We start from the raw sequence: 23,279 nt of genomic DNA on the forward strand, positions 1-23,279 counted from the left end.
GTCACAGTTGTACGGGGCGTTACTTCTGGTTGCGCAGGTAGCGCAGGCCCACGCGGGTGGACTGCTCGGCGGCGCCGCGGAGGACCGGATCGACATCGTCATAAATCGCGTCGACGAGGGTGTTGATGTCTGCGTCCTCGCCGTGCTCCTTGAGCGCCTGCTGGATCTGCTCGAGGCGCTGGTTGCGGCGGTCAATGTACTTACGCGCGTACTTGGACAGGTCCCCGCCCTCGGGGCCGTGGCCCGGCAGCAGCATGATGTTTTCGCCGCGAGCCTCCAGCATCTCCAGGCTGTCCAGGTACTCGCCCACATCACCATCAGTCTCGGAGATCATGGTGGTGTGGCGCCCCGCAATGGTATCGCCGGTGATGATGCCCTCCAGCTGATCGTCCTCCACCTCGTGGGTGTAGACGAAGAAGCAGACGGAGTCCCGGGTGTGGCCGGGGGTGTGCGCGACCTGCAGCTTCGGCGTCACGCCGTCGATGGAAATGATCTCTCCATCCTGCAGCGCCTCCGCGTTGTGGCAGTACTGCGGGTCAAACGAACGAATCGGCGCGCCGGTGAGCTGGCGGAACCGCTCGGCACCATCCGCATGGTCGTGGTGGCGGTGGGTGATGAGGATGAGGGCGACCTTGCCTGCCTTAGCCTGCAGCACGTTGAGGTGGCCTTCATCCGCCGGGCCCGGGTCTACGACGATGCTGTACTCATCTTCCGGGTCGCGGATGACCCACGAGTTCGTGCCTTCCAGCGCCGCATAGCTCGGGTTGGGCGCCAATACGACAGCGGCGGAGGTCGTCACAGGGCGCAACTGACTGTAAGCGGGGTGCTTCATGCCTCCAACCCTACCGCGTCCTGCACCATCAGCGCAGCACGGGGCATGCGCTTATCGACGCCCCTCCGCCCCTTCTGCAACCTCAACCACGAGCTCAACTTCGACGGGTGCGTCCAGCGGCAGGACAGCAACGCCGACCGCGGAACGGGCGTGCTCACCAGCCTCGCCGAAGACCTCCTTCATCAGGTCGGAGGCGCCGTTGATCACGGCCGGCTGGCTGGTGAAGGACGGGTCCGAGGCGACGAAGCCGACGACCTTGGAGATGCGGGTGACATTGTCCAGGCCCACGAGCGCGTCCACGGCGGCGAGCGCGTTCAGCGCGGCCTGGCGGGCGTACGTGTAGGCATCCTCCGCGTTGACCTCTGCGCCGACTTTGCCGGTGGCCGGCAGTGTGCCGTCGATAAGCGGCAACTGCCCCGACGTCCAAACCTGGTTGCCGACGCGGTTCGCGGGGACGTACGCCGCGACGGGCGCGGCGACCTGCGGGAGCTCAATGCCGAGCTCGTCGAGTGCTGCGGTCCACGATCCCGCCATGGCTTACTCCACCTCTCGCTTGAGATACGCGACAACGTTATCCGGGTTGGGGCCCGGGGTGACGGAGACGAGCTCCCACCCGTCCTCGCCCCAGGTATCCAGGATCTGCTTCGTGGCGTGAGTAAGTAGCGGCACAGTGGCGTATTCCCATTTCTTCATGGCGACCACCCTACCGTGCCGCGCCACGCGACAGCGGGGCTTCTATTCTCGTGTCGGCTCAGGCACGACGAAGCGGTACCCCAGCCCCGGCTCAGTGAGGAGAAACTGCGGGTTCGTCGGGTCATCTTCCAGCTTGCGCCGCAGCTGGGAGGCATACACACGCAGGTAGTGACCCTGCCCTTCAAAACCCGGACCCCAGATCTCCTCTAGCAAATCCTCCTTGCGCACGAGTCCGCCGTGCGCGCGGAGCAGCGTGGTGAGCACACCCCACTCCGTCGGGGTCAGGTGGAGGACCTCACCGGCTTTGGTCACGCTGTGCTGCGGAATATCAATGCGCAGATCCCCCGCGCGAATGACCCCGGTGTTCTGGTGCACCGGGGACTGCTGCGGCGCACCGTGCCGCAACGCGACGCGGACACGGGCAAGCAACTCTTCCATGGAAAAGGGCTTGGTCACGTAATCATCGGCACCTTGGTCCAGCGCCGCGGCGCTTAAGAAGGGATCAGCGCGGGCCGTCAGGATCACCACGGGTACCGCGGACCAGCCGCGGATCCCGTCCAGCACCACGGAGCCGTCCATGTCGGGCAAGCCCATATCCAAGATGACCACGTCGGGCTCGTTGCGCGAGACGACCTGCAGCCCCTTTGCGCCAGTGCCCGCGACAAAGACCTCGTAGCCGCGCGCTTTAAAGTTGATCCGCAGCGCGTTGAGCAGACGCGGGTCATCGTCCACGATCGCAATACGCACTTTCCTATTCGTCATCGCTTTCTCCTTCCCGCCGCGGGAAACTTAGGGTAAACGTTGCCCCCGGGGTGGCTTCGACGGTGATCGTACCGCGCATTGCCTCGACAAACCCGCGAACTACTGACAAACCAAGACCTACGCCACTGTCGTTGTTGGTATCGCCGAGACGCTGGAACGCCACGAACATGTCCTTTTGTTTCTCGGGCGGAATCCCCGGCCCCTCGTCCGACAAAGTCAGCTCTACTCGATCGTCCACAACTGCCGCGCTCAGGAGAATCTCCCCCGTTGGCGCGTAGCGCAGCGCGTTATCGAACAGGTTCGCCAGCACCCGCTCGAGCAGGGCGGCATCGGCGCAGCAGGTCATGCCCCGCAAGCTTTCATCGAGCACAAAGCGCTGCGTCTGCGCGCGCGAATGTCCAAACGCGCAAGAAGCAATCGCGCGGTGCGCCACCTCGTAGAGCTCCACCGCTTCACGACGAGCCGTCACCGCACCGGCACTCAGACGCGAGTGGTCCAACAGGTTCGTCACCAGAAGCGTGAGCTGGTCAATACTCGCAGCGGTTTCCGCCAACAGCTCCTCCCTATCCTCCGGGCTGAATTCCACCTCCGAGTTACGCAGCGAAGAGACCGCGAGCTTCGCCGTAGCCAGTGGGGTGCGTAGATCGTGGCTCACGCTCGACAACAGCGCGCGGCGCAGCTCATCTGCCGCCGCCACCGCGTTCACGCGCGCCGCCTCCTGGCTCAGCTGTTCCTCGCGCACCACACCCGCGAGATACCCAGCGACGACTGCGACTAGGGTCCGGTCGCGCGCCGACAACGCCGGGCCTTCCAGAGCCAGCTCGACAGTCTGGTCCTCACTGTAAACGACCGTCTCGATGTTTTTACCCGGGGCCGAACGCGGAATAGGGAGACGAGTGTGTTTTCGCTCCCCGCTGCCAGTGCTCTGAGATCCCCGTGCCGCAGACGAGGAGTACCACACAGCGAGGCTGTCGCCTGAGGCGTCAACAAGTTCGGCGCGGTGGCATCCAAACGCTTCGCCGACTTTCCGCATCACCGCGTCGATTGGTGCCACGTCGGCGTTGCGGTTGAGCACTGCGCGGGAGAAGACGGTGAGGAGCTCCGCGTCGCGGGCAGCTACGAGCGCATTGTGGCGCTCCCCCTTGGTCCTCCGAACCAAGATCCCCACGGCCAACGCGGTGGCAACCATGACAGCGGCGATCACCGCGTTCGCCGGATCAGCAATGTCAAAAGTATGTATGGGAGGGGTGAAGTACCAGTTCACCGCCAGTCCCGACGCCACCGCCACCAGCACTGCGGAGAGCAAGTCTGCAGCGAGGCTGACCAGGAGGATGAGTGCAAAATAGAACGCGGCGCAGGTGCCGGTGCCCAACGCCTGGCCATCTGCCGCGACAAGAAGCGCGGTCAACGCGACGAAGGCAAGAGCCGCCACCACCAACGACACCGCGCGGCGCGGAACCGAGCGCAGTGGGCGAAAGAGCTGAGTGACCCTGCGCGTTCGTTTGGGAGGCAGGTTCACAATGTGGCAGTCAATCTTGCCGGACTGGCGCACCACCGCATCCACCACAGAGCTGGGGCCGTGCAGCTCAAACCGTCCCCTGGAGGAGACCCCCAGCACCAGCTGCGTTGCATTGACACTCCGTGCAAAATTCAGCAAGGCTTCTGGCACCGAGTCGCCGGTGACCTGGTGCAATCGCGCGCCGACGTCCTGGGCCAGCGTTTGCAGCTTTGCCAGTTGCTGCGCCGACCCCGCTACGGACGAGGTACCGGATGCGAAAGAGTCCCCAAAGACCACGTGCACCACGTGTAGCTCCGCGGAAGACTTCGTGGCAATGCGACGCCCGCGCCGGATGAGCAGCTCGGCGTGCGCAACATTCTGCACAGCCACGACAACCCGCTCCCGCGCCTCCCACGTCTCCGTGATCTCCTGCTCGGCACGGTAGGCCGCCAGGGCTTCGTCGACCTGATCTGCCAGCCAAAGCAGGGCGAGCTCGCGGAGCGCGGTGAGGTTACCGACGCGAAAGTAGTTATTTAGCGCCGGTGCGATGCGCGCCTCGTGGTAGACCTGGCCGTCGCTCAAGCGCGTGCGCAACAGTTGCGGGGAGACGTCAATCAGCTCGATCTCGTCGGCGGCACGAACCACCTCATCGGGCACCGTTTCCTGCGGCGCGATGCCTGTGATCTGCGTGATGACGTCGTTGAGGCTTTCTACGTGCTGGATGTTCAAGGTGGAAATCACGTCGATTCCCGCATCCAAGATCTCCTCTACATCCTCCCAGCGCTTCGCGTGCGTTTCGCCGCGAGGATTGGAGTGCGCGAACTCGTCGATAAGCACGATGCTCGGTCGCCTCCTAAGCACTGCCTCGGTATCCAACTCACCGGCGGCGATCGCGCCAACGTGCCGCCGCGGAATGACCTCGAGGCCCTCGCACAGCGACTTCGTGTAGGCACGGCCGTGATCTTCAACAATGCCGACGACTACATCAGTGCCACCCCGCAGCAGTGTGTGCGCCTCACTCAGCATTGCGCAGGTCTTGCCCGAGCCGGGCGCAGCGCCAAGATAGATTTTGAGCCGACCCCGCTTAGGAGTCTGGGGTGTGGAGTGCGTGGACATAAGTCAATTCTCTTATGCGCAGGGCGGTGGCGTGGGCAACGCCATGTTCAGCGTGGTCACATTGACAGCGTCCTGGCCAAGAATCCCCAGGCTAGCGAGGTCAGTGTGGGTGGCAATCAGCTCCTCGATCTCCGCGACACTCATACCCTGCTCCCGCGCGACTCGAGGTGCTTGGAGTGCGGCGTACGCGGGGCTGATCCCAGGGTCGACGCCGGAACCAGAGCCGGTCACCGCGTCGCTCGGTACCTCGCCCTCCGCGACCCCTTCCCGCTGAGCAATTGCTTGCCGACGCTTGCCTATCTCCTCCTGCAGCACCGCACTACTCGCACCGTAGTTGCTCATGCCCTCGGCGCGAGGGAAGAAGTACGGGCCTTCGCTCACGCCATCTTGAATTTTGGCTGAGCCCGCCAGACATTCACCCTGGTAGAGCAGGCTCCCCTCCGCCGAATCCACCTTGATGCGGGAAATTCCCCACACCGCCGCCGGGTACGCCAAACCGAGGGCGAAGGTACACAGCAGTACTGCCACAAAACCGGCGATGAGGTTACGCATATAGATACGCATGACTATTCCTTTCCTACTGCAATCCCGGGAGGAGTGCGACGACCTGGTCAATGAGCCAGATCCCGATGAATGGTGTGAGCACGCCGCCCAGCCCCCAGATTCCGAGGTTGCGGCGAAGTAACGAGGACGCTGAAGCGGGGGTGTACGACACACCCTTCAAGGCGAGCGGGATCAGCGCGACGATAATCAGCGCGTTAAACACCACTGCAGAAACGATGGCCGACTGCGGTGAATGCAGGTGCATCACGTTGAGCTGTTCGAGGTGCGGCAGCTGCGCGGAGAACAACGCAGGCAGAATGGCGAAGTACTTCGCCAGGTCGTTGGCCAGAGAGAAGGTGGTCAGCGCGCCGCGGGTGATAAGCAGCTGCTTGCCGATACGCACGACGTCGATGAGCTTTGTCGGGTCCGAATCCAGATCGACCATGTTCGCGGCCTCCTTGGCCGCGGAGGTGCCAGTATTCATCGCCACGCCGACATCGGCCTGCGCGAGCGCCGGTGCGTCGTTCGTGCCATCGCCGGTCATCGCGACCATGCGCCCTTGTGCCTGCTCTTCCCGAATGCGGGCGAGTTTATCCTCTGGGGTAGCCTCGGCAATGTAGTCGTCCACGCCGGCCTCTTGTGCGATCGCGGCAGCCGTGAGCGGGTTATCGCCGGTGACCATCACCGTTTTAATGCCCATTGCGCGCAGTTCCGCGAAGCGCTCCGCCATGCCCGGCTTCACGACGTCGCTCAAGCGCACCACTGCCAGCACCCGCCGAGTCTCGTCCGCCTCTTCCACGGCAACAGGCAGCGGGGTCCCGCCTTCCTGCGCGATCTGGGTGATTGCCGCCTCAATCTCTTGCGGCCACTGGCCACCGGCCTCGGTGACCCAGCGGCGCACCGCGTCTCCTGCGCCCTTGCGCAGTTTGCGCCCGGCAAGGTCCAGGCCGGACATGCGAGTCGAAGCACTGAACGGGATGACCTCGGCGGTGCGTTCTTCCTCGCCTGCCCCGGAGGACAGGTCGTAGTGCTCGATCAGCCATGCGACAATCGAGCGCCCCTCGGGCGTTTCATCTGCGACCGAAGCCACGCGCGCGACGTTCGCTGCCTCGAGTTCATCGACGCCTTGCGCCACGATCAGGTCCGTTGCCTGACGGTTTCCGTAGGTGATGGTGCCCGTCTTATCTAGCAGCAGGGTCGCCACGTCACCGGCGGCTTCCACCGCGCGGCCCGAGGTGGCGAGCACGTTGTGGCGAACCAGGCGGTTCATCCCTGCGATGCCCACCGCAGAAAGCAGTGCCGCAATCGTCGTGGGGATCAGGCACACCAGCAGCGCGATCAGTGAGAGTGGGGACAGTTCAGCGCCAGTAAAAACACCCATTGGGGCAAGGGCGGTGACGGCGATGAGGAAAAGGATCGTCAGCGTAGACAACAGGATGCTCAACGCGATCTCGTTGGGTGTTTTCCTGCGCTCAGCCCCCTCCACCAGCGCGATCATGGTATCCACGAAGGTCGAGCCGGGCTCGGAGGTGATCGTGACAACGATGGAGTCGGACAACACGACGGTGCCGCCCGTCACTGCACAGCGATCGCCGCCCGCCTCGCGCACAACCGGGGCAGACTCACCAGTGATCGCAGATTCATCGACAGTGGCCGCGCCCTCGATCACATCACCGTCGCCGGGGATGGTCTCCCCCGCTTCAACCCGGACAATCGCGCCTCTTGTTAGCTCCGACGCCGGGACGACTTCGATGCCGTTGTCGGTCACGAGGTTCGCGGTGGCGTCGTCACGCACCGAGCGCAAACTGTCAGCCTGGGCCTTGCCGCGCCCCTCAGCGTAGGCTTCCGCAAACGCCGCGAACGCGATGGTAAACCACAGCCAAATCGTGATCACCCAGCCGTAGACACTCGGCGCAGCGATGGACCACATCGTGGTCAGCGCAGCGCCGACCCAGACGACGAACATCACAGGGTTCCGGGACTGCTCCAGCGGCGACATCTTCCGGGGCAGCGCCTGCAGCGCCGGGCCCACGAGACTGCTGTTGTCGTTGCGCTGCTTCTTTTGGGGTGTCAAAGTTTGGGTAGTCATGAGAGTGCCTCCGAAATGGGACCCAGGGTAAGAACGGGGAAGAACGTCAGTGCTGCGACCAGCACGATGACGCCAACCGTGAGCAAGGCGAAGGTGATGCCAGCCGTGGGCAAGCTCCCCGCGGTGGTTGCTTGGGCACGCTGCCCCGCAAGGCTGCCGGCCAGCGACAGCGCGAACACGATGGGCAAGAACCGGCCAAGCAGCATGACCACGCCAAGCGAGATCTGCCACCACGGTTCGGTCACCGTCAGCCCTGCGAAGGCGGAGCCGTTGTTGTTTGCCGCCGAGGTGAAGGCGTACAGCACTTCAGAGAGCGCGTGGGCGTTGTCAGGCGTGCCCGGCGCGCCAAAGTTCGTCGCGGACGCTTCAACCAGCGCACGCTGCGCAACCGACGCACCGACGCCGACCAGCACCAGTACCGGCATCGTCAGGATGTACAAGCTCACCGCGGAAATCTCCTGGCGGCCAATCTTGTTGCCCATGAACTCTGGAGTGCGACCGACCAGTAGCCCGCCGATGAACACTGCGAGCACAGCGACAATCACCAGGCCGTATAGACCGGTACCGACGCCACCCGGCGCGATTTCTCCCAACAGCATGTTGAGGATGAGCAGGCCGCCGCCGAGCGGCGAGTAACTGTCATGCATCGAGTCGACTGCACCCGTGGACGTCCCTGTCGTCGAGACCGCAAAGAGCGCGGACGCATCGATGCCGAGGCGCTGCTCAATGCCCTCCATGTTGCTTCCGGCCGCAGTGGCGGCACCTCCCACCACGGTGTGCTGCGCCCACGCCACCAGCATGACCATCACTGCCCACAGACCACCGGCCACCCCAAGGAGGGTATAGGCGTGCTTGTGGGATTTGAGCATGACACCGTAGGCGCGGATGAAGCTGAAGGAGATCACGAGCAGTGCGAAGATCTCCACCATGTTGGTAAAGCCCGTGGGGTTTTCAAACGGGTGCGCAGAGTTCGCACCAAAGATACCGCCGCCGTTAGTGCCGAGAAGCTTGATTGCTTCCTGGCTTGCCACCGGCGCACGCGAAATATCGACGCCGGACGCGCTCACCAGATTGGACCCGAAGGTTTGCATCGTGCCGCCCAGGATGAGCACAGTGGAAATGACCAGTGATAGCGGCAGCAGGATGCGGACAAGGCTGCGCGTTAAATCCACCCAGAAGTTTCCGATCAGCTGCTGGCCGGACTGCTCAGCCACCGTGTCGCGGCTATACCCGAGGTGGCCAATGCCGCGGATGAGCGCGGCAGCCACAGACATGCCAACGGCTGCGGAGGCGAAGTTCTGTACCGTCAGGCCAAGCATCTGCGTTGCGTTGGTCAGCGTGTCTTCGCCGGAGTAGGACTGCCAGTTCGTGTTTGACACAAACGACGCCGCGGTGTTGAAGGCCATCCACGGCTCGACCGCCGTGTCGCGAGCGTTGCCGAAACTCGGCAGCACCGTTTGCAACCGCTGGACTAAGTAGAGCGCGAGCACGGAAGCGAGGCTGAATCCGAGGAGTGCACGCGCATAGTTTTTACTGCTGTGCCCCCGGCTGGGGTCGACGCGCAGGATTGCGTAAATACCGCGCTCTACCGCCCAATCCCGCTCGGATGTGTAGCTGCGCGCCATCCAACTGCCCAGGGGAACGTACGCGAGCACCAGCAGCGCTATAAGGACGAGGAATTGCGGCAGTACCGCCGCTATTGCGTGCATCATGCGAATCGCTCCGGATCAATGAGCGAAATGACAAGGTAGACCACGAGGAGTGCGACAACGATGAGCCCGACTGTCGCGGTTACGGTACTCATCATTTTCCTCTCCTGATCTCATTAACCAGGGAGGGGCAGCCGAGCGTAAGGAACACGACCACAATGACGAAAAGGTCCAGCATCAGGAAGAGTCCTCCATGTGAACATGTGTTGAAGCGATTGCCCGATACGTGCTGCGAATCAGGCGCCGGTGCGATTGCACCTGCCACAACTCACGTTATGGCTAGTCAGCGTCGCTTCCGCATGTTCTTTGCGCGATATTTACACCCCACCTGCCAAACTTTTACGTTTTCTTTACGCGCCCACTTCCACCCGTCGGGAGAAGCCGTGAAAAGAGTGCGGCCCCGCTCAGAAAGTTGAGCGGGGCCGCAAGACGTACGTGTGTTAGAGCCCTTCGATTTCCTTTCCGGAGGACAGGTACTCGGCCCAGTCGGTCACATCGGGGTTCTTGCGCAGCACGGCGCGACGCTGGCGCTCGGTAAGGCCGCCCCAGACGCCGAACTCCACCTTGTTGTCCAGCGCATCCGCGCAGCATTCCATCTGCACCGGGCAGCGGCGGCAGATGGCCGCAGCCTTGCGCTGTTCCGCACCGCGGACAAACAGCGCGTCCGGATCGCCGTTGCGGCAATGCGCCCTGGTCACCCATTCCCCGCGATCAAACATGAGGTTGCCGTCTGCGTCACACTTTCGCGCGGTGGTAGAGGCTGCGCGCAGTCCGGCGTGCAGTTCGTTGCGTCCGAGTGTTGTGGTCATGGCGGGCTCCTTTCGGGAGGGCGTTCGTGCATAATTCACACCTTGACGCAATTTATACTACGTCAAGCCTGTGCGGCACCCACATCGGCCTACCGTTACCTTGCTGCAGGTTCCCAATCGCGGCCCCGCAACCTGGCAAATAAGCTTCAGGAATGCTGTATGCATTTTGCGCCTGTAAGTGTATTCACATACCCCAACCCCTGTCGAATGGGTCACATTTTTGGGGGGAGATATGTATTCACCCGCGGCACGCCGATCATTTAAGGTAAAGGCGTGTCTGCACTGAGTTCCTTAGGAAAACTTCTCGCCGCGCTCCTCGCCGCCGGCGTCGCTATCGCGCTCTGCCTGGCCCCCGTCGCGGGCATCGGCGGCATGGCTATTGCCCGCACCGACGAGACGATGCAGTCAAACCTCTCCGACATGTCGGGCGGCGAGGTGCCCGGCGTGACCACGGTGACGGACGTCAACGGCACCCCCATCGCCTGGATCTACAACCAGCGCCGCTACGAGGTGCCCAGCGAGAAGATCTCGCAGTATGCAAAGGACGCCCTGGTCTCTACCGAGGATCGCCGCTTCTACCAGCACGAGGGCGTGGACATGCAGGGCTTTGCCCGCGCGATGGTCACCAACGTGCTCGCCGGCGGCGTGGAGCAGGGTGCCTCCACGATTAACCAGCAGTACGTGAAGAACTACCTCTGGCTCGTGGACGCAAAGGACGACGAGGAAGCGCAGGCCGCGACTGAGCAGTCGATCCCCCGCAAACTGCGCGAGATGCGCATGGCCTCGGACCTAGACAAGACGCTGAGCAAGGACGAGATCCTCACGCGCTACCTCAACCTCGTCTCCTTTGGTAACCACGCGTTTGGCATCGAGGCCGCCGCGCGCACCTACTTCGACACCTCGGCGAAGGAACTCACCCCGGACCAGGCCGCGCTGCTCATCGGCCTGCTCCAGTCCGTGGAATACCTCAACCCCTACACCAACCCAGACGGGGCGACCGAGCGCCGCAACGTGGTGCTGAACAACATGGCCGCGCAGGGCTTCCTGGACCAGCACGAGGCCGACGTGCTGGCGGGCAAGCCGCTGGGCATCGTGGATACGCCGCGCACCCTCCCCCAGGGCTGCCTCACCGCGGGCGACAGCGGCTTCATGTGCGACTACGCGCTGCGCTACCTCGCCGACAAGGGCCTGCCCCTGGAGGAGCTTGAGCGCGGTTCCTACACCATCACCACCACCCTGGACCCGCAGGTGCAGGAGTCCACGGTGCAGGCGGCGCGCAACAACGTCAGCCCGTACACCAACGGCGTGGCCGAGGTGGTCAACGTGATCAAGCCGGGCGCGGATTCCCGTGACATCCTGGCCATGGCCTCGTCGCGCTACTACGGCCTGGACCTGGAGCAGAGCCAGACCATCATGCCGCAGCCGACCTCCCTGGTGGGCAACGGCGCCGGCTCCGTGTTCAAGATCTTCACCGCCGCTGCCGCGCTGGAGCAGGGCTACGGCCTGGACACCATGCTGGAGACGCCCACCCGCGCCGTCGTCTACGGCATGGGCAAGGGCGGCGCCGCCAACTGCCCGCCCGACGCGTACTGCGTGGAGAACGCGGGCACCTACAAGCCGCGCCTTTCGCTTCGCGACGCCCTCGCGCAGTCCCCCAACACCACCTTCATCCAGCTCGTGCAGCAGGTCGGTGTCGCGCGCACCGTGGACATTGCCGTGCGCCTGGGGCTCCGCTCCTACCTGGACGAGGGCTCATTTGGCGACGACCGCTCCGTCGCCCAGGCCGCCAAGGACGAGAACATGGGCGCCTTCGTCCTCGGCCCCACCGCCGTGAACGCGCTGGAGCTGTCCAACGTGGGCGCCTCGCTGGCCTCCAACGGCCGCTGGTGCGAGCCGAACCCGATCAGGTCCGTGCGCGACAAGCACGGCCAGGAGGTCTTCATCGACCGCCCCGCCTGCGAGCAGGCGATCGAGCCCGACATCGCGAATGCGCTGGCGCAGGGCATGTCGGGCGACGCCGTGAACGGCACCGCGAAGGACGCCGCCGCCGCGGCCGGGTGGAACGCCCCGGTCGCCGCCAAGACCGGCACGACCGAGTCCCACCAGTCCTCCGCGTTCCTCGGGTTCACCCGCGGGATGGCGGCAGCGACCTACATCTTCAACGACGGCACCCAGACCACCCCGCTGTGCACCGGCCCGGTCCGCCAGTGCTCCTACGGCGACCTGTACGGCGGCAACGAGGCCGCCCGCACCTGGTTCCAAACCGCCTACGGCGTGCCCGGCGCGGCAGCGGCCGGCATCCCGGCCGCCAGCGGCGCCTTTGACAAGGGCACGAGGCGCGGACCGATTGATCAGGTCGTCGGCTTGGACGCGAACACCGCGCGCGCCCGGCTCCAGGGCCTGGGCTACACGGTGACCGTCAACATGGTCGCCGGCGGCGGCGCGCCGTTCAACAGCGTCGTCTCCGCCGTCCCCGCGGATCCGAACCTTGCCCCCGGCAGCCTGGTCACCATCAACGCCTCCGACGGCTCGGGCGGCTCCGGCGCCGGAGCGGGTGGCGCTGGCTCCCCCAATGCGTCGGCCCCGGCGAACCCGTCGCCGGCCGCCCCCTCCGCCCCCGCGCCGCCGGGCCCGGCGGCGCCCCAGGCGCCGGAGGCACCGGTCAACCTGGATGATATTGGCCGCCAGCTTGGCGACGCCGCCGACAACATCGGCAACATTCTCGGCGGTAACGGCCAGCAGTAGGCGCGGTCGGCGCTTACTGGGAGAGGCGCGCCTTGACTGCCTCAGAGATGCGCTTGCCGTCGGCGCGGCCAGCGGCCTTGGCGGTCGCCTCCTTCATCACCTGGCCCATCTGGGCCATGGAGGTGGCGCCGGTGGCGGACACGGCGGCGTCGACAAGCTCCTTGAGCTCCGCATCATCCAGCTGCTTCGGCTGGTAGCCCTGCAGAATCTCCGCCTCGGCGAGCTCGGAATCCGCGAGATCCTCGCGGCCGTTCTGCGAGTAGATCTCCGCCGACTCGCGGCGCTTCTTCACCTCGCGGGCGATGATCTTCTGGATGTCCTCGTCGGTGACCTCGCGCTTGGAGCCCTCGGTCTCCGCGGCCTGGATGGAGGCCAGCAGCATGCGGATCGTGCCGGTGCGCTCCTTCTCCTTCGCCTTCATGGCTTCCTTGAGGTCTGCGCGGATCTGATCTTTCAATGCACTCATAGGGCAAACGATACGCGACGCACCCCCACGACGGCGGGGGCACACTAAGGTTGGGCGGGTGAGCAAGCTGAAAACTATCGCAACGACCATCGGCGGCCTCGGCGCAGCCGGCATGGGCGCGCTGGCGTACGGCGCGAGCCAGACCTCCAACTTCCAGCTCAAGGAATACGAGCTGCCGCTGCTCGCGCCCGGCACGCTGCGCGGGAAGGACTCCTTCGACGTCCTCCACATCGCGGACCTGCACATGATCCCGGGGGCGAAGCGCAAAGTGGAGTTCGTCTCCTCCCTCGACGCGCTCGAGCCCGACCTGGTGATCAACACCGGCGACAACCTGTCGGACCTACGCGGCGTGCCGTGGGTCCTCGACGCGCTCGGGCCGCTGCTCGACCGCCCCGGGGCGTTCGTCTTTGGCACCAACGACTACTGGGCGCCGAAACCCGTGAACCCGTTCAAGTACCTGCTGGACCAGAAGCGCGAGCCGTCGTACGTGGACCTGCCGTGGGAGGGGATGCGCGCCGCGTTCATCGAGCGCGGCTGGCGCGACGCCACCCACCACCGCCTCGAGTTCAAGGTCGGCGACGTCCGACTCGCGCTCGCCGGTGTGGACGACCCGCACCACGACCTGGACCGTTACGAGGAGATCGCGGGAGCACCCAATGCGGACGCGGACCTGTCGATCGGCCTGTTGCACGCACCTTATCGACGCGTCCTCGACCAATTCGAAACAGACGGCTACGACCTCGCGCTCGCCGGACACACGCACGGCGGGCAGATCTGCTTGCCGGGCGAGCGCGCCATCGTCACGAATGCGGACATCGACCGCGAGCGCGCCTCCGGCCTGCACCGCTACGGGAAGATGTGGATGGAGGTCTCCAACGGGCTCGGCACCTCCAAGTACGCGCCGGTGCGACTGTTCTGCCCGCCGTCGGCAGCGCTGCTGCGCATCACCGAACGAGCCGAGTAGGCACTTGACCTGCCGTTTTGGCCAAACAGCGACGCTAGACTAAAGTATCCCAGGTACCGCTCAGCAGAGCAGTTACAACCGGGATATGGCGCAGCTTGGTAGCGCGCCTCGTTCGGGACGAGGAGGTCGCAGGTTCAAATCCTGTTATCCCGACAGTTACTGAAACCCCGCCCTTTCGGGCGGGGTTTTTGCTGTGCCTTGTTGGGGCCCATTTTCAAGCTCCGCGGCTCGACAGCACCACACGATCGGCCTCTTTCAGCTTCGCATGAACCCGGGTGGGATTGAAGAATCATCGTCTTCAATCTCTGCATTGATGATTTCGGCAAGCTCGGTCGGACGGGAGTACCAAGCGCTGTGGCCACTATCTAAGGTGAAGTGACGCGTCCGCTTGGGGAGCGAGTTCATGTATTCTTCTTGCGTTCGCGGTCGGATAGCTCGATCGCGGGTCGTGAGAACATAGCTGACTCCGATATTCTCTGGAATCTTGTAGTGCAGTTCAGTATCGAGTATCTTTACTGGTTCAGGAACAAGACGATCAAGCAATCGGTCTTGGTCCTCGCGCGACAAGTCATTGCAGAACACTGCTCGAGCCATCCAGCGGGGCATTATCGATGTTCTATCTCCGCTAAGAAGGAACCTGCCGAACCACCGCAGAGGCGCAGGCAGCATATCCCAGAAGCACGAGCCCGATGGCGGAACTACTGCAGAAACGAAGATGGTCTTCCTGATCTTCCCCGGAGCCCGTTCGGCGGCCGCCAATGCGACTATCCCGGCCAGTGAATGGGCAACGATAACAGCGTCTCCTGGTTCATCGTTGATGGCGTCGACGACGGTTTCGGCAAATCCGTCTAGTGTCGGTGGTTGCTTTCCGGCCCCGGGTCGGCCAGGCAAGTCGATGGCAATCGTCCGATGCCGCAGATGTGGGATCACCCTCTCCCAGCACCAAGCCCCGTGCATGCCGCCGTGAAGGAGCAGAGCGAAACTACTCGTCATGTCTGGCCGTCTTCCCTGTGAGATGGTCTAAGACGAGTCCAAATTCGTCTGGTTCGATTGGGATGTCTGCTGCGAGGGTTTGATCTCGGACCAGGAGCATTCTGGTGCAGGCCTTCCGGATGAATTCCGGGTCGTGAGTGATCACCAGGATCGTTTTATCGCGCTCGGCCTGTTCGGTGATGCAGTCGACGACGCGGCGGAGATTTCTTCCGTCGAGTCCCGAAGTCGGCTCATCGAGCATGATGAGCGGTCGGTCTTGCATGAGTGCGACAGCAATGCTCAGACGCTGCTTTTGCCCACCGGACAGCGAGCCCGGGTGACGGTCCCGGTGCGCCCACAGCCCGAGCTGGGTGAGAACGCGTTGCGCTTGGGCCATCGAGTCGGGGGTGGACTTGGTGCCGTGCGTCATTTCTCCGAGCACGCTGTCGGAGAACAACTGGCTGTCGGCGTCCTGCATGACGAACCACGTGTTCAGGGACCGTTTGGCTCGGCGCGTTGGGGCGCCGCGCAGGGAGATTGTGCCTCTGCCTGCGCGCTCGAGGCCGCACAGGGTGCGGGCGAGCGTGGTCTTCCCGGCGCCGTTAGGTCCGGCGAGTGCGACGACTTCACCCGGTTGCAAGGTGAACGCCAGGCTCGTCAACAGTGATGCGCCGCGTCGTTTCCTGCGGACAGTGAGGTTTGCGACTTCGACGGCAGGGGCGCCGCCGATTGTGGTACGGGAGGCATGTTGTGCTCCTGGTTCTATGGTGCGGAGAGCCGGGTCACGCAGGCCGAGTTCATCGAGTGTGCCCTGCGACAGGTTCTGCAGCTGTGCAGGGGTGAATTCTTGTCGGACGGCCCCGTCGTCCATGTAGACGATCCGGTCGGCGAGGTCCATGAGGTAGGTGAGGCGGTGCTCGGCGATCACGATGGTGCTGCCGGACTCCTTGAGCGTCGTCAGCACTCCTGCGAGTTCTCGGGTGGCGTCGAGATCGAGGTTGGCGGAGGGTTCGTCCATTACGTAGATGGGAGGCCTTGTGCCTGCCGCAGCGGCGACCGCGACCTTCTGCTTTTCGCCGCTTGAGAGGGTGAGGAGTGCCCGGTCGAGGAGATGGCTGACGCCCAGCCGGTGTGAGAGGTCCTCGATGCGTGTCTGGATGTCCTCGGGTGGGATGCCGTAGTTTTCACATCCGAATGCCAGTTCGTCGCGCACGACTGGTGCGAAGAACTGGGTTTTCGGATCTTGGAACACGCTGCCGACGAGCCGCCCGTACTCCCACGGTTGCAGTTCGTGGGCGTTCGTCCCGTCGATCTGCACGTTGCCTTCGAGTTCCCCACCGTAGAACCCGGGGGCGAGCCCGTTGAGGACTCGGGTGAGGGTGGTCTTGCCGCAGCCGCTGGGCCCGGTGAGGACGACGAACTCGCCGGAGTTGACTTGGAAGGACACGTGACGCAGTTGCGTTGTCCCGGCCGTGTACGAGAAGGTGACGTCGTTGAGGTGGATCATATCGCTGTGCCTGTCACGAGCTGGTCGGCCAGCACCCATCCGAGCGCCATGATCGCGCATGCCGCGGCGATCACGTCGACTGGTCGGAAGCGAAGCTGCCGCAGAGATGTTCGGGGGCCGGGGTTGTCGGCCCCGCGGGTGGCCGCGGAGACCGACAGGTCGTCGGATACCTTCATGCTCCGCATCAGCAGGGGCACGTAGATCGATTCGATGACCATCACCGGGTGTACCGCAGTCCGCCACGACAGCGCGGACAGGCCTCGCAGTTTCATCCCGTCGCGGATCGATGCGAACTCCGACCCGATGGTCGGCAGGAAGCGCAGAATGACCGCGCAGGGAAGCACGAGCGCACGAGGCGCTCGGAGTCGCTGCAACGCCGCGATGAGCTCACCTGGTGGTGTCCCGGCAAGGCATTGCACCAGCATCGCGACGGGCATGATACGTGCTGCGAAGAACACCATGAAGCCGAGCATCAGCACAGTCCCGGTCGCATACTTAACGATTGCGTACTGCACCAGATACAGCAGTAGGAACACGCAGACGCCAGTCACGGCCTGCCGCCACATGCCCGTGAGCAGTAGATAGGCCGATGCTCCGGCGACGAGACAGAGCAGGCCCGTTTGGTCTACGAGGAGCGTGAGCATGCTGCACAACGGGAGCAGGAGCATCGTTGTGCGCGGGTCGAACCGCAGCCAGCCTGGTCTCATGCGGCGGTGATGATCCCGGCCTTGACGAAGTGCTTCGACAGCAGTTTCCGCCCCATCCAGTGCCCGAGCAGGGCAAGGACGGCACCGGCGATCACGGACACTGCCACTGCACCCGGGGAGGTCGCGAAACGTAGGAACAGTTCGGCCGAGGCGCCCATGCTCTCGAACTGGTCATAGTAGGTGTCGCCGAAGAGGTAGATGGGCAGGTAGGAGCCGATCGAGAACATGATTCCGAAGATCATGTAGGTCACAGCGTTGAGCATGCCGTTGCGGTACGCTCCCGGGCGCCACAAGATCGCCTCGCAGATCAGGCCGGCGGCCAGGTAGAAGGGGATCATGTAGAAGAAGCCAGGCAGCGCGGAGATGATCGCGATGATCAGGTAGAACAGCACAGCGGTTCCGCGCTTGGCGACCCGATAGCTCATCAGCACGTACACCGGGGCTGAGAATAGCGCGCACACGCCTCCGACGACGGGGTAAGCGAAACCATAGATCGGGGTGAGGATCATGCCGATCACTGTGTTGATCACCATCGCGAGGACGCCGCAGATGCCAATGGTGACGAGGTCTTTGACCCCCAGACGCCTTCGCGACAAGGAGGGATTGTCCTGGGTTGGAGTGTTCATAGCGGTCCTTTCAAGCAGTGTTTATGTAGGAAGTCACCAGTGGGCCTTGCGCGCGAGACTGCGCCATCGAGATGGTGCGTATCCGCTCGCGGTCTTCGAGAGCCGTGAGGAGTCAGGCTCATATGGAAGGTGGAGTCGAAAGCGGTGATCTGCTCCGATCGTGCCCCCAGTGTTCCTGGTTCGGACACGCGTCGACGCAGGCTCGAGGCCCCTGGTGAGGCCGCTCACGACGTTTGTCTCAACAGTCATGGCCGGCGTCCTGCGTTGGCACGTCCGAGTTCGTCGCGTCGCCTTCGGGCGGCATCGGGATGCGTCGGAATCGGGGGTGGAGCAGAACGAACAGGGTCACGATCGCCATGATGGCCGCGCCGATGATGATCGGCAGAGGGGTCCAAGCCCCGTATAGGACGGTTCCGGCGGTGGGTGCGACAACGAAGGTGAGACCCATGTTGGCGGCGATGAGGCCGGCCAGGCCTCCTTGTTCCTCTCGGGAGACCAGCAGTGTTGGCCCGGCGGTGTAACCAGGCATGGCGGTACCCAATCCGAGGCCGATGAGGGTGATCGATCCGAAGAGGGCGACCGGCCCGGCATCGGGGATCAGCACGAGGAATCCGAGCAGCGCAACCACGCCGCCCACACGCAGCAGGGTGGCTGGGCTCCACCCGGTCTTGGGAACAACGACTGTCTGGGCGAGGATCATGCCGATACCTGCGGCCAGGAGGGCCGCGCCGGTGAGCACTCCGGCTGTCTTCGCGTCCAGGTGGAGTCGGTCTTGGACAATGAAGCCCGTGATGATCTGGATGAACCCCAGGGCGGTGAACATGCCGAACCCGGCGAGCAGGAACGGCCACACCCGCGAGTCTGTCGGCCGGACGCTCACTGGCTTCTCGATCAAGGTGGCGCGTGCCTCGGGGCGCAACCGAAGGGCGACCAGCACGAGGCCGAGGGCGAGGAGCACCGGGACGGAGAGGATCGGGGCCATCAGCCCGAACGCGGCGAGTAGACCACCGACAACGGAACCGGCGATCTGAGCCACGCCCTGGACCGCACCCACACCGGCCATGCCCTTGATCCGTGTGGTCTCATCGGTGGTGACGTCAGCGATGTAGGCCTGCGCGGTCGGTTGAATAGCGGCGATGGCGGTGCCGAACCCGATACCGCGCAGCACGACGAACAGCGCGAACAGAACGGTGCCGCTGAGAACGCCGATCATGCCGAGCTGGGAGATCAGCGCGAAAGCTGCCGTCGCGATCGCACCGAGGGTCAGCGCCGCGACGAGAACACGTTTGCGTCCCAGCGACTGCGACCGCCGCCCCCACATCTGAGCCGTGAGCACCACCATGATCGCTGCCGTGCTGATGGTCACCCCGACCTGCCATTCGGCCAGCCCGACCTCGCGTGAGAGCGGGGCAATGATCGGGTTCAGCGTCATCTGCGCCAGGTAGGCCAGGAACACCGCCGTCAGCACCAGCTTGATCTGCGCGGTGGGCGCGGGGTTGCTTGTCGTCATCCTTGGGGGCCCTTCAGTGCGTCCGGGTCGGTCACGACGGCGGCGTCGCATGTGTGCGCACACCGCGCTGTTTTCGCGTGTGGTTTCATGAGGCATCGGTGGGGTCGGTGACGCGCCAGCCCCGGGCGCGTTCGCGTTCGACCCAGAAGTCGGCGTACAGACCTGTGCCGGCGATGAGATCGGTGTGGGTGCCGTGCTCTACGATCGCGCCGTCGCCGAGGACGAGGATCTGGTCGGCTCCGGCGATCGTGGTCAGGTCGTGGCTGACGATCAGCATGGTTCGGCCTTCGGACAGTGCCGCCAGCCCGGCGTGGACGGCGATCGCGTTCTCGGGATCGAGCGATGCGGTGATCTCGTCGAGAAGCACGATGGGCGAGTCCTTGAGGAAGGCTCGTGCGATGGATACGCGCTGACGCTCACCGCCGGAGAGCGCGACTCCAGCCTCGCCGACTTGCGTGTCGAGGCCGTGGGGCATCCGGTCGATGATCTCGTCGACGCGGGACAGACGGATCGCCTCGCGCAGTTCGTCGTCGGTGGCCTCCGGGTTTCCGAAGCGGATGTTGGCCTCGATCGTGTCGTCGAGCAGATAGACGTTCTGCTGGACCACCGAGAGCTGCTCCATCACGGTCTGTACCGGCAGCAGCCTGGCATCGACACCGCCAATGCGCACAGTGCCTGCGTCGGGGTCGAAGAACCTGGCAGCCAGCTGCAGGATCGTGCTCTTGCCCGATCCTGACGGCCCTACCAGAGCGGTAGTGGTTCCCGGGTGCGCCGAGAAAGTCACCTCGTGCAGCACTTGCCGGCCCCCGGGATATGCGAAGTCGACGTGGTCGAAGGCGAGTTCTCCGGCCTGGTCGATGCTGTCTGTGCCCTCGGGCTGCGCGGGTTCGTCGAGGACATCGGCGATGCGATCCAGGTCGTGACCGGCGAGCCGGAGCGCGGAGCCGAGGTCGGCGGCGTCGATGAGCGGACCGGTGAAGCGCGCGGCGGCGAACAGCACCACGGCGGCGGTCGCCGCGCTCGCCGCGCCGGTGAGGGACTGCCACACGCCGATGACGATGACGGCGGCGAACACCAACTGCACGGCGGTCGCGAAGCCGATCAGGCCGGGCAGGCTGGTGCGCAGCGAGCGGCGGGAGGCCTCCTGTTGGGCGCGGTGTGCTCTCTCCAGCATGCCGTTGCCGGCCTGATCGGCCCGGAAGGCCCTCAGCACCGGCTGGGCGCGAGTGAACTCCACGACGCGTCCGGCCGCCTCAACCGCCGCCTGGTCGATCTGATCGGCGGAGCGCTCCGCGAGCGCAGCCGCCCACCGGTACACCAGGTACAGGAGCGGGGCGGCGATCAGCATCGTCAGCGCCACCGGCCAGTCGATGAACAGCAGTCCTATCGCGATGGTCATGGGCGTGACGACGGCGGTCACCAGCGGCTGGATCAGGGTCGAGGCGGCCGTCCACACGGCGGTCGTGCCCTGGGAGACTGATTGCGAGAGTCTTCCGGTGCGATCGGAGGAGAACCAGCCCACCGGCAGCACGCCGAGGTGGTCGATGATGCTGCGGTGCAGGCGGCGCATCAGGGCGAGCCCGATCCGGGATCCCAGCACGCTCTGGATCGAGAACGCGATGCCCGCGATGACAGCGGCACCGATCACCGAGAGGATCCACGGCCAGCTCGCAGAAGCTTCACCGGCGAGCAGGTGGCGTAGTGCGGGGATTGCCAGCAGCAGCGCGACGCCCTGGAGGATCCCGTAGGCGACGCAGACGGTGAGGAAGACGCGCATCCTCGCCCGGTCGTCCGATGCGAGGATCGGCAGCAGCTTCCGGATCATGCGGTCGCTCCTTCCTGGGCGTTCCACAGGGCGGCGTAGAGCCGGCCATGGTCCAGCAGTTCGTCATGGCGGCCGTTCTCGACGATCCGACCGCCCTCGAGAACCACGATCTGGTCCGCGTCGGTGATCGTGCGCAGCCGGTGCGCGATGACGAGGACCGTACGGCCAGCGATCAGGGTTGACAGGGCGTCCTGGACGGCTGCTTCTGATTCGGGATCTGCGAAGGCGGTGGCTTCGTCCAGCACCACGATGGGAGCGTCGGCGAGCATGGCCCGTGCGATGCACAGCCGCTGGGTCTCACCGCCGGACGGCGTCACTTGCTCGTGCACGATCGTGTCGTAGCCCTGCGGCATAGAGATGATCACATCGTGGATCTGTGCCGCTCGCGCTGCCGCCTCCACGGTCTCGTCGTCGGCGTCCGGGGCCGCTAGGCGCAGGTTGTCGCGCACGCTCATGCGCAGCAGCACGTTGTCCTGGAACACGAATGCGACTCGCCGGTAGATCTCTTCGGGAGCCGCGTGCCGCAGGTCGACTCCGCCGATCCGGATCGCACCGTCGGTGACGTCCCAGAACCGGGGCAGCAGCCGCGCCAGCGTGGACTTGCCGGAGCCCGATGGGCCCACCAGTGCTGTGACGGTGCCGGGTCGCAGTACGAGGTCGATGTCCGAGAGCACGTCGGTCTGCCCATCGTAGGAGAATCGCACGCCGTCGTACTCCACCACGGCACCCTCCGGGGTGCGTGGATGCGCGACCTGCGGTAGTACCGGGGTGCGGAGCAGGGCGCCCAGCCGCGCCGCTGCCGCGGTGGCGGTGCGCATTGCCTGCGCCCCGATCCCCATGTTCAGCACCGGTGCACCCAGTCCAACCCCGATCATCAACGCCAGCAGCACCTCGGCCGGAGCCGCCCACTCTGAATGGACGAACCAGGCCCCTGTCGCGAGCACCAGGGCGATCACCGTCGGCGGTGCCAGTACCGCACTCGCCAGCGCGTTGACGCGTAGCAGTGGTCCCATCCAGCGTTCGAAGAACACGGCCAGCTCGTCACCGACTGCGTGGTAGCGCTCCTGCGTGCTGCGTGTCCGGCCGAACGTCTTCACGACCGCGATGCCCTGCACGAACTCCACGATCCGGGAGTTCACCCGGCCCAATGCCTCGTCCCAGCGTGCCGCGTTCTCCGTATTTCCGCGCATCATCACGCTCAGTCCGACGAAGTACAGCAGTACCGGCACCAGGCACACCAGGCCCAATCGCCAGTTGACGACGAACAGCAGTACGAATCCCGCGAGCGGGGCCACTATCGCTCCCACCAGGTCGTTGATCGCGTGTGCCACCAGATGATGCACGTCGTGCACGTCATCTTGCAGGCGGCGCTTCACCTGACCAGAGGAGCGTTCTCCGAACCAGCCCAGCGGCACCCGCCACAGCCGATCGGTCAATCGCCGCCGAAGCGCCTGGCCAACCGTTCCGTCCGCTCCGTGAGTGATGGTGTATGCCGCCCCTGTCGCGGCAGTGCGCACCAACACGCCGATCACGGCGATGACCGCCCACGCCCACACCACGTTCCCGCTCGCGGCTGCCGGCTGCAACAGCTCCTCGACGATCCGATAGATCGCGACATACGGCACCAGGGACGTCAGCGCGCCAAGCGCTTGGAACGCCCCCGCCAGGATCAGCCGCCCACGCACCGGAGCGAGCAGCGAGCCGAGGCTCTTGCCACTACCAGCGGCTCTCGTCTCGGGCTCAAGCGTGTCCGGGGCCGACTCGGATTCAGCGTCGGGCAACACAGCCTGAGTAGCGGTCGCATCATCGGGCATGAGCCATCCTTTCAAGCATCCACTCATCGGCGATCTGCACGGTCCCCGATCGCGAGCCCTGTGCAGTGCACAAATCTTTGAAGTGAGTGTAC

20 protein-coding genes and 1 tRNA gene are annotated in these 23,279 nt (G+C 64.7%); 3 read left to right on the plus strand and 18 right to left on the minus strand.

All coding sequences use genetic code 11. The annotated features are described in order from the left end of the window. Window positions 1–19: 19 nt before the first annotated feature. The 10 genes from FPP74_RS07955 to FPP74_RS08000 form a co-directional block, all read right to left on the minus strand. Window positions 20–832: an MBL fold metallo-hydrolase gene (locus FPP74_RS07955; protein WP_144717857.1), complete on the minus strand. Its 813-nt coding sequence runs from the start codon at window positions 830–832 to the stop codon at window positions 20–22. A gap of 51 nt (window positions 833–883) precedes the next feature. Further along, on the minus strand, window positions 884–1,366 hold the full coding sequence (locus FPP74_RS07960; protein WP_144717859.1) for a RidA family protein: 483 nt from the start codon (window positions 1,364–1,366) through the stop codon (window positions 884–886). 3 nt (window positions 1,367–1,369) lie between these two features. Then, window positions 1,370–1,525, minus strand: a complete 156-nt coding sequence (locus FPP74_RS07965; protein WP_095066741.1) for a DUF4177 domain-containing protein — start codon at window positions 1,523–1,525, stop codon at window positions 1,370–1,372. A gap of 42 nt (window positions 1,526–1,567) precedes the next feature. After that, window positions 1,568–2,287 (minus strand): response regulator, encoded by a 720-nt coding sequence (locus tag FPP74_RS07970; RefSeq protein WP_095535931.1) that lies wholly within the window; start codon window positions 2,285–2,287, stop codon window positions 1,568–1,570. Continuing rightward, window positions 2,277–4,901: an ATP-binding protein gene (locus FPP74_RS07975; protein ID WP_095535930.1), complete on the minus strand. Its 2,625-nt coding sequence runs from the start codon at window positions 4,899–4,901 to the stop codon at window positions 2,277–2,279. The genes FPP74_RS07970 and FPP74_RS07975 overlap by 11 nt, the downstream gene beginning before the upstream one ends. A 12-nt stretch (window positions 4,902–4,913) precedes the next feature. After that, window positions 4,914–5,465, minus strand: coding sequence for a potassium-transporting ATPase subunit C (locus tag FPP74_RS07980; RefSeq protein ID WP_095535929.1), 552 nt, complete (start codon window positions 5,463–5,465; stop codon window positions 4,914–4,916). Between the two features lie 13 nt (window positions 5,466–5,478). Then, complete coding sequence (kdpB, locus tag FPP74_RS07985; RefSeq protein WP_095535928.1) at window positions 5,479–7,533, minus strand: potassium-transporting ATPase subunit KdpB; 2,055 nt, start codon at window positions 7,531–7,533, stop codon at window positions 5,479–5,481. Then, complete coding sequence (gene kdpA, locus FPP74_RS07990) at window positions 7,530–9,245, minus strand: potassium-transporting ATPase subunit KdpA (protein WP_095535927.1); 1,716 nt, start codon at window positions 9,243–9,245, stop codon at window positions 7,530–7,532. Before kdpA ends, kdpB begins: the two co-directional genes overlap by 4 nt. Then, on the minus strand, window positions 9,242–9,340 hold the full coding sequence (gene kdpF, locus FPP74_RS07995) for a K(+)-transporting ATPase subunit F (protein WP_095275207.1): 99 nt from the start codon (window positions 9,338–9,340) through the stop codon (window positions 9,242–9,244). The genes kdpA and kdpF overlap by 4 nt, the downstream gene beginning before the upstream one ends. Window positions 9,341–9,682: 342 nt before the next feature. Next, on the minus strand, window positions 9,683–9,961 hold the full coding sequence (locus FPP74_RS08000) for a WhiB family transcriptional regulator (protein ID WP_095275337.1): 279 nt from the start codon (window positions 9,959–9,961) through the stop codon (window positions 9,683–9,685). Window positions 9,962–10,324: 363 nt separating this feature from the next. Between FPP74_RS08000 and FPP74_RS08005 the strand changes: the two genes are divergently transcribed. Then, window positions 10,325–12,796, plus strand: coding sequence for a transglycosylase domain-containing protein (locus tag FPP74_RS08005; protein ID WP_095535926.1), 2,472 nt, complete (start codon window positions 10,325–10,327; stop codon window positions 12,794–12,796). Window positions 12,797–12,809: 13 nt separating this feature from the next. Here the strand turns inward: FPP74_RS08005 and FPP74_RS08010 are convergent, their stop codons facing one another. Beyond that, window positions 12,810–13,262, minus strand: coding sequence for a GatB/YqeY domain-containing protein (locus FPP74_RS08010; protein ID WP_144717861.1), 453 nt, complete (start codon window positions 13,260–13,262; stop codon window positions 12,810–12,812). A gap of 112 nt (window positions 13,263–13,374) precedes the next feature. On the opposite strand from FPP74_RS08010, the gene FPP74_RS08015 reads away from it, so the two are divergent. Together FPP74_RS08015 and FPP74_RS08020 are read left to right on the plus strand one after the other, a co-directional pair. Then, window positions 13,375–14,226: a metallophosphoesterase gene (locus FPP74_RS08015; RefSeq protein WP_255456101.1), complete on the plus strand. Its 852-nt coding sequence runs from the start codon at window positions 13,375–13,377 to the stop codon at window positions 14,224–14,226. Window positions 14,227–14,305: 79 nt separating this feature from the next. Continuing rightward, a tRNA-Pro gene (locus tag FPP74_RS08020) sits at window positions 14,306–14,379 on the plus strand. A gap of 102 nt (window positions 14,380–14,481) precedes the next feature. Here FPP74_RS08020 and FPP74_RS08025 read toward each other — a convergent pair. The 7 genes from FPP74_RS08025 to FPP74_RS08055 form a co-directional block, all read right to left on the minus strand. Beyond that, complete coding sequence (locus tag FPP74_RS08025) at window positions 14,482–15,219, minus strand: alpha/beta fold hydrolase (protein ID WP_070574245.1); 738 nt, start codon at window positions 15,217–15,219, stop codon at window positions 14,482–14,484. Next, a complete protein-coding gene (locus tag FPP74_RS08030; RefSeq protein WP_158522252.1) occupies window positions 15,209–16,645 on the minus strand; it encodes an ABC transporter ATP-binding protein in 1,437 nt (478 codons plus the stop codon). The genes FPP74_RS08025 and FPP74_RS08030 overlap by 11 nt, the downstream gene beginning before the upstream one ends. Window positions 16,646–16,701: 56 nt before the next feature. Further along, on the minus strand, window positions 16,702–17,412 hold the full coding sequence (locus FPP74_RS08035) for an energy-coupling factor transporter transmembrane protein EcfT (RefSeq protein ID WP_070777127.1): 711 nt from the start codon (window positions 17,410–17,412) through the stop codon (window positions 16,702–16,704). Continuing rightward, a complete protein-coding gene (locus FPP74_RS08040) occupies window positions 17,409–18,038 on the minus strand; it encodes an MptD family putative ECF transporter S component (protein ID WP_070574239.1) in 630 nt (209 codons plus the stop codon). Before FPP74_RS08040 ends, FPP74_RS08035 begins: the two co-directional genes overlap by 4 nt. Before the next feature lie 238 nt (window positions 18,039–18,276). Next, complete coding sequence (locus tag FPP74_RS08045) at window positions 18,277–19,548, minus strand: MFS transporter (protein WP_070524524.1); 1,272 nt, start codon at window positions 19,546–19,548, stop codon at window positions 18,277–18,279. Window positions 19,549–19,633: 85 nt separating this feature from the next. Beyond that, window positions 19,634–21,373 carry an ABC transporter ATP-binding protein gene (locus tag FPP74_RS08050; RefSeq protein ID WP_070524522.1) on the minus strand — a complete coding sequence of 580 codons (1,740 nt, stop codon included), beginning with the start codon at window positions 21,371–21,373 and terminating at the stop codon, window positions 19,634–19,636. Further along, on the minus strand, window positions 21,370–23,187 hold the full coding sequence (locus FPP74_RS08055; protein WP_070524520.1) for an ABC transporter ATP-binding protein: 1,818 nt from the start codon (window positions 23,185–23,187) through the stop codon (window positions 21,370–21,372). Before FPP74_RS08055 ends, FPP74_RS08050 begins: the two co-directional genes overlap by 4 nt. Window positions 23,188–23,279 lie beyond the last annotated feature (92 nt).

Origin of the sequence: Corynebacterium sp. NML180780, assembly GCF_007786415.1 — a bacterium.
Classification (GTDB): domain Bacteria; phylum Actinomycetota; class Actinomycetes; order Mycobacteriales; family Mycobacteriaceae; genus Corynebacterium; species Corynebacterium gottingense.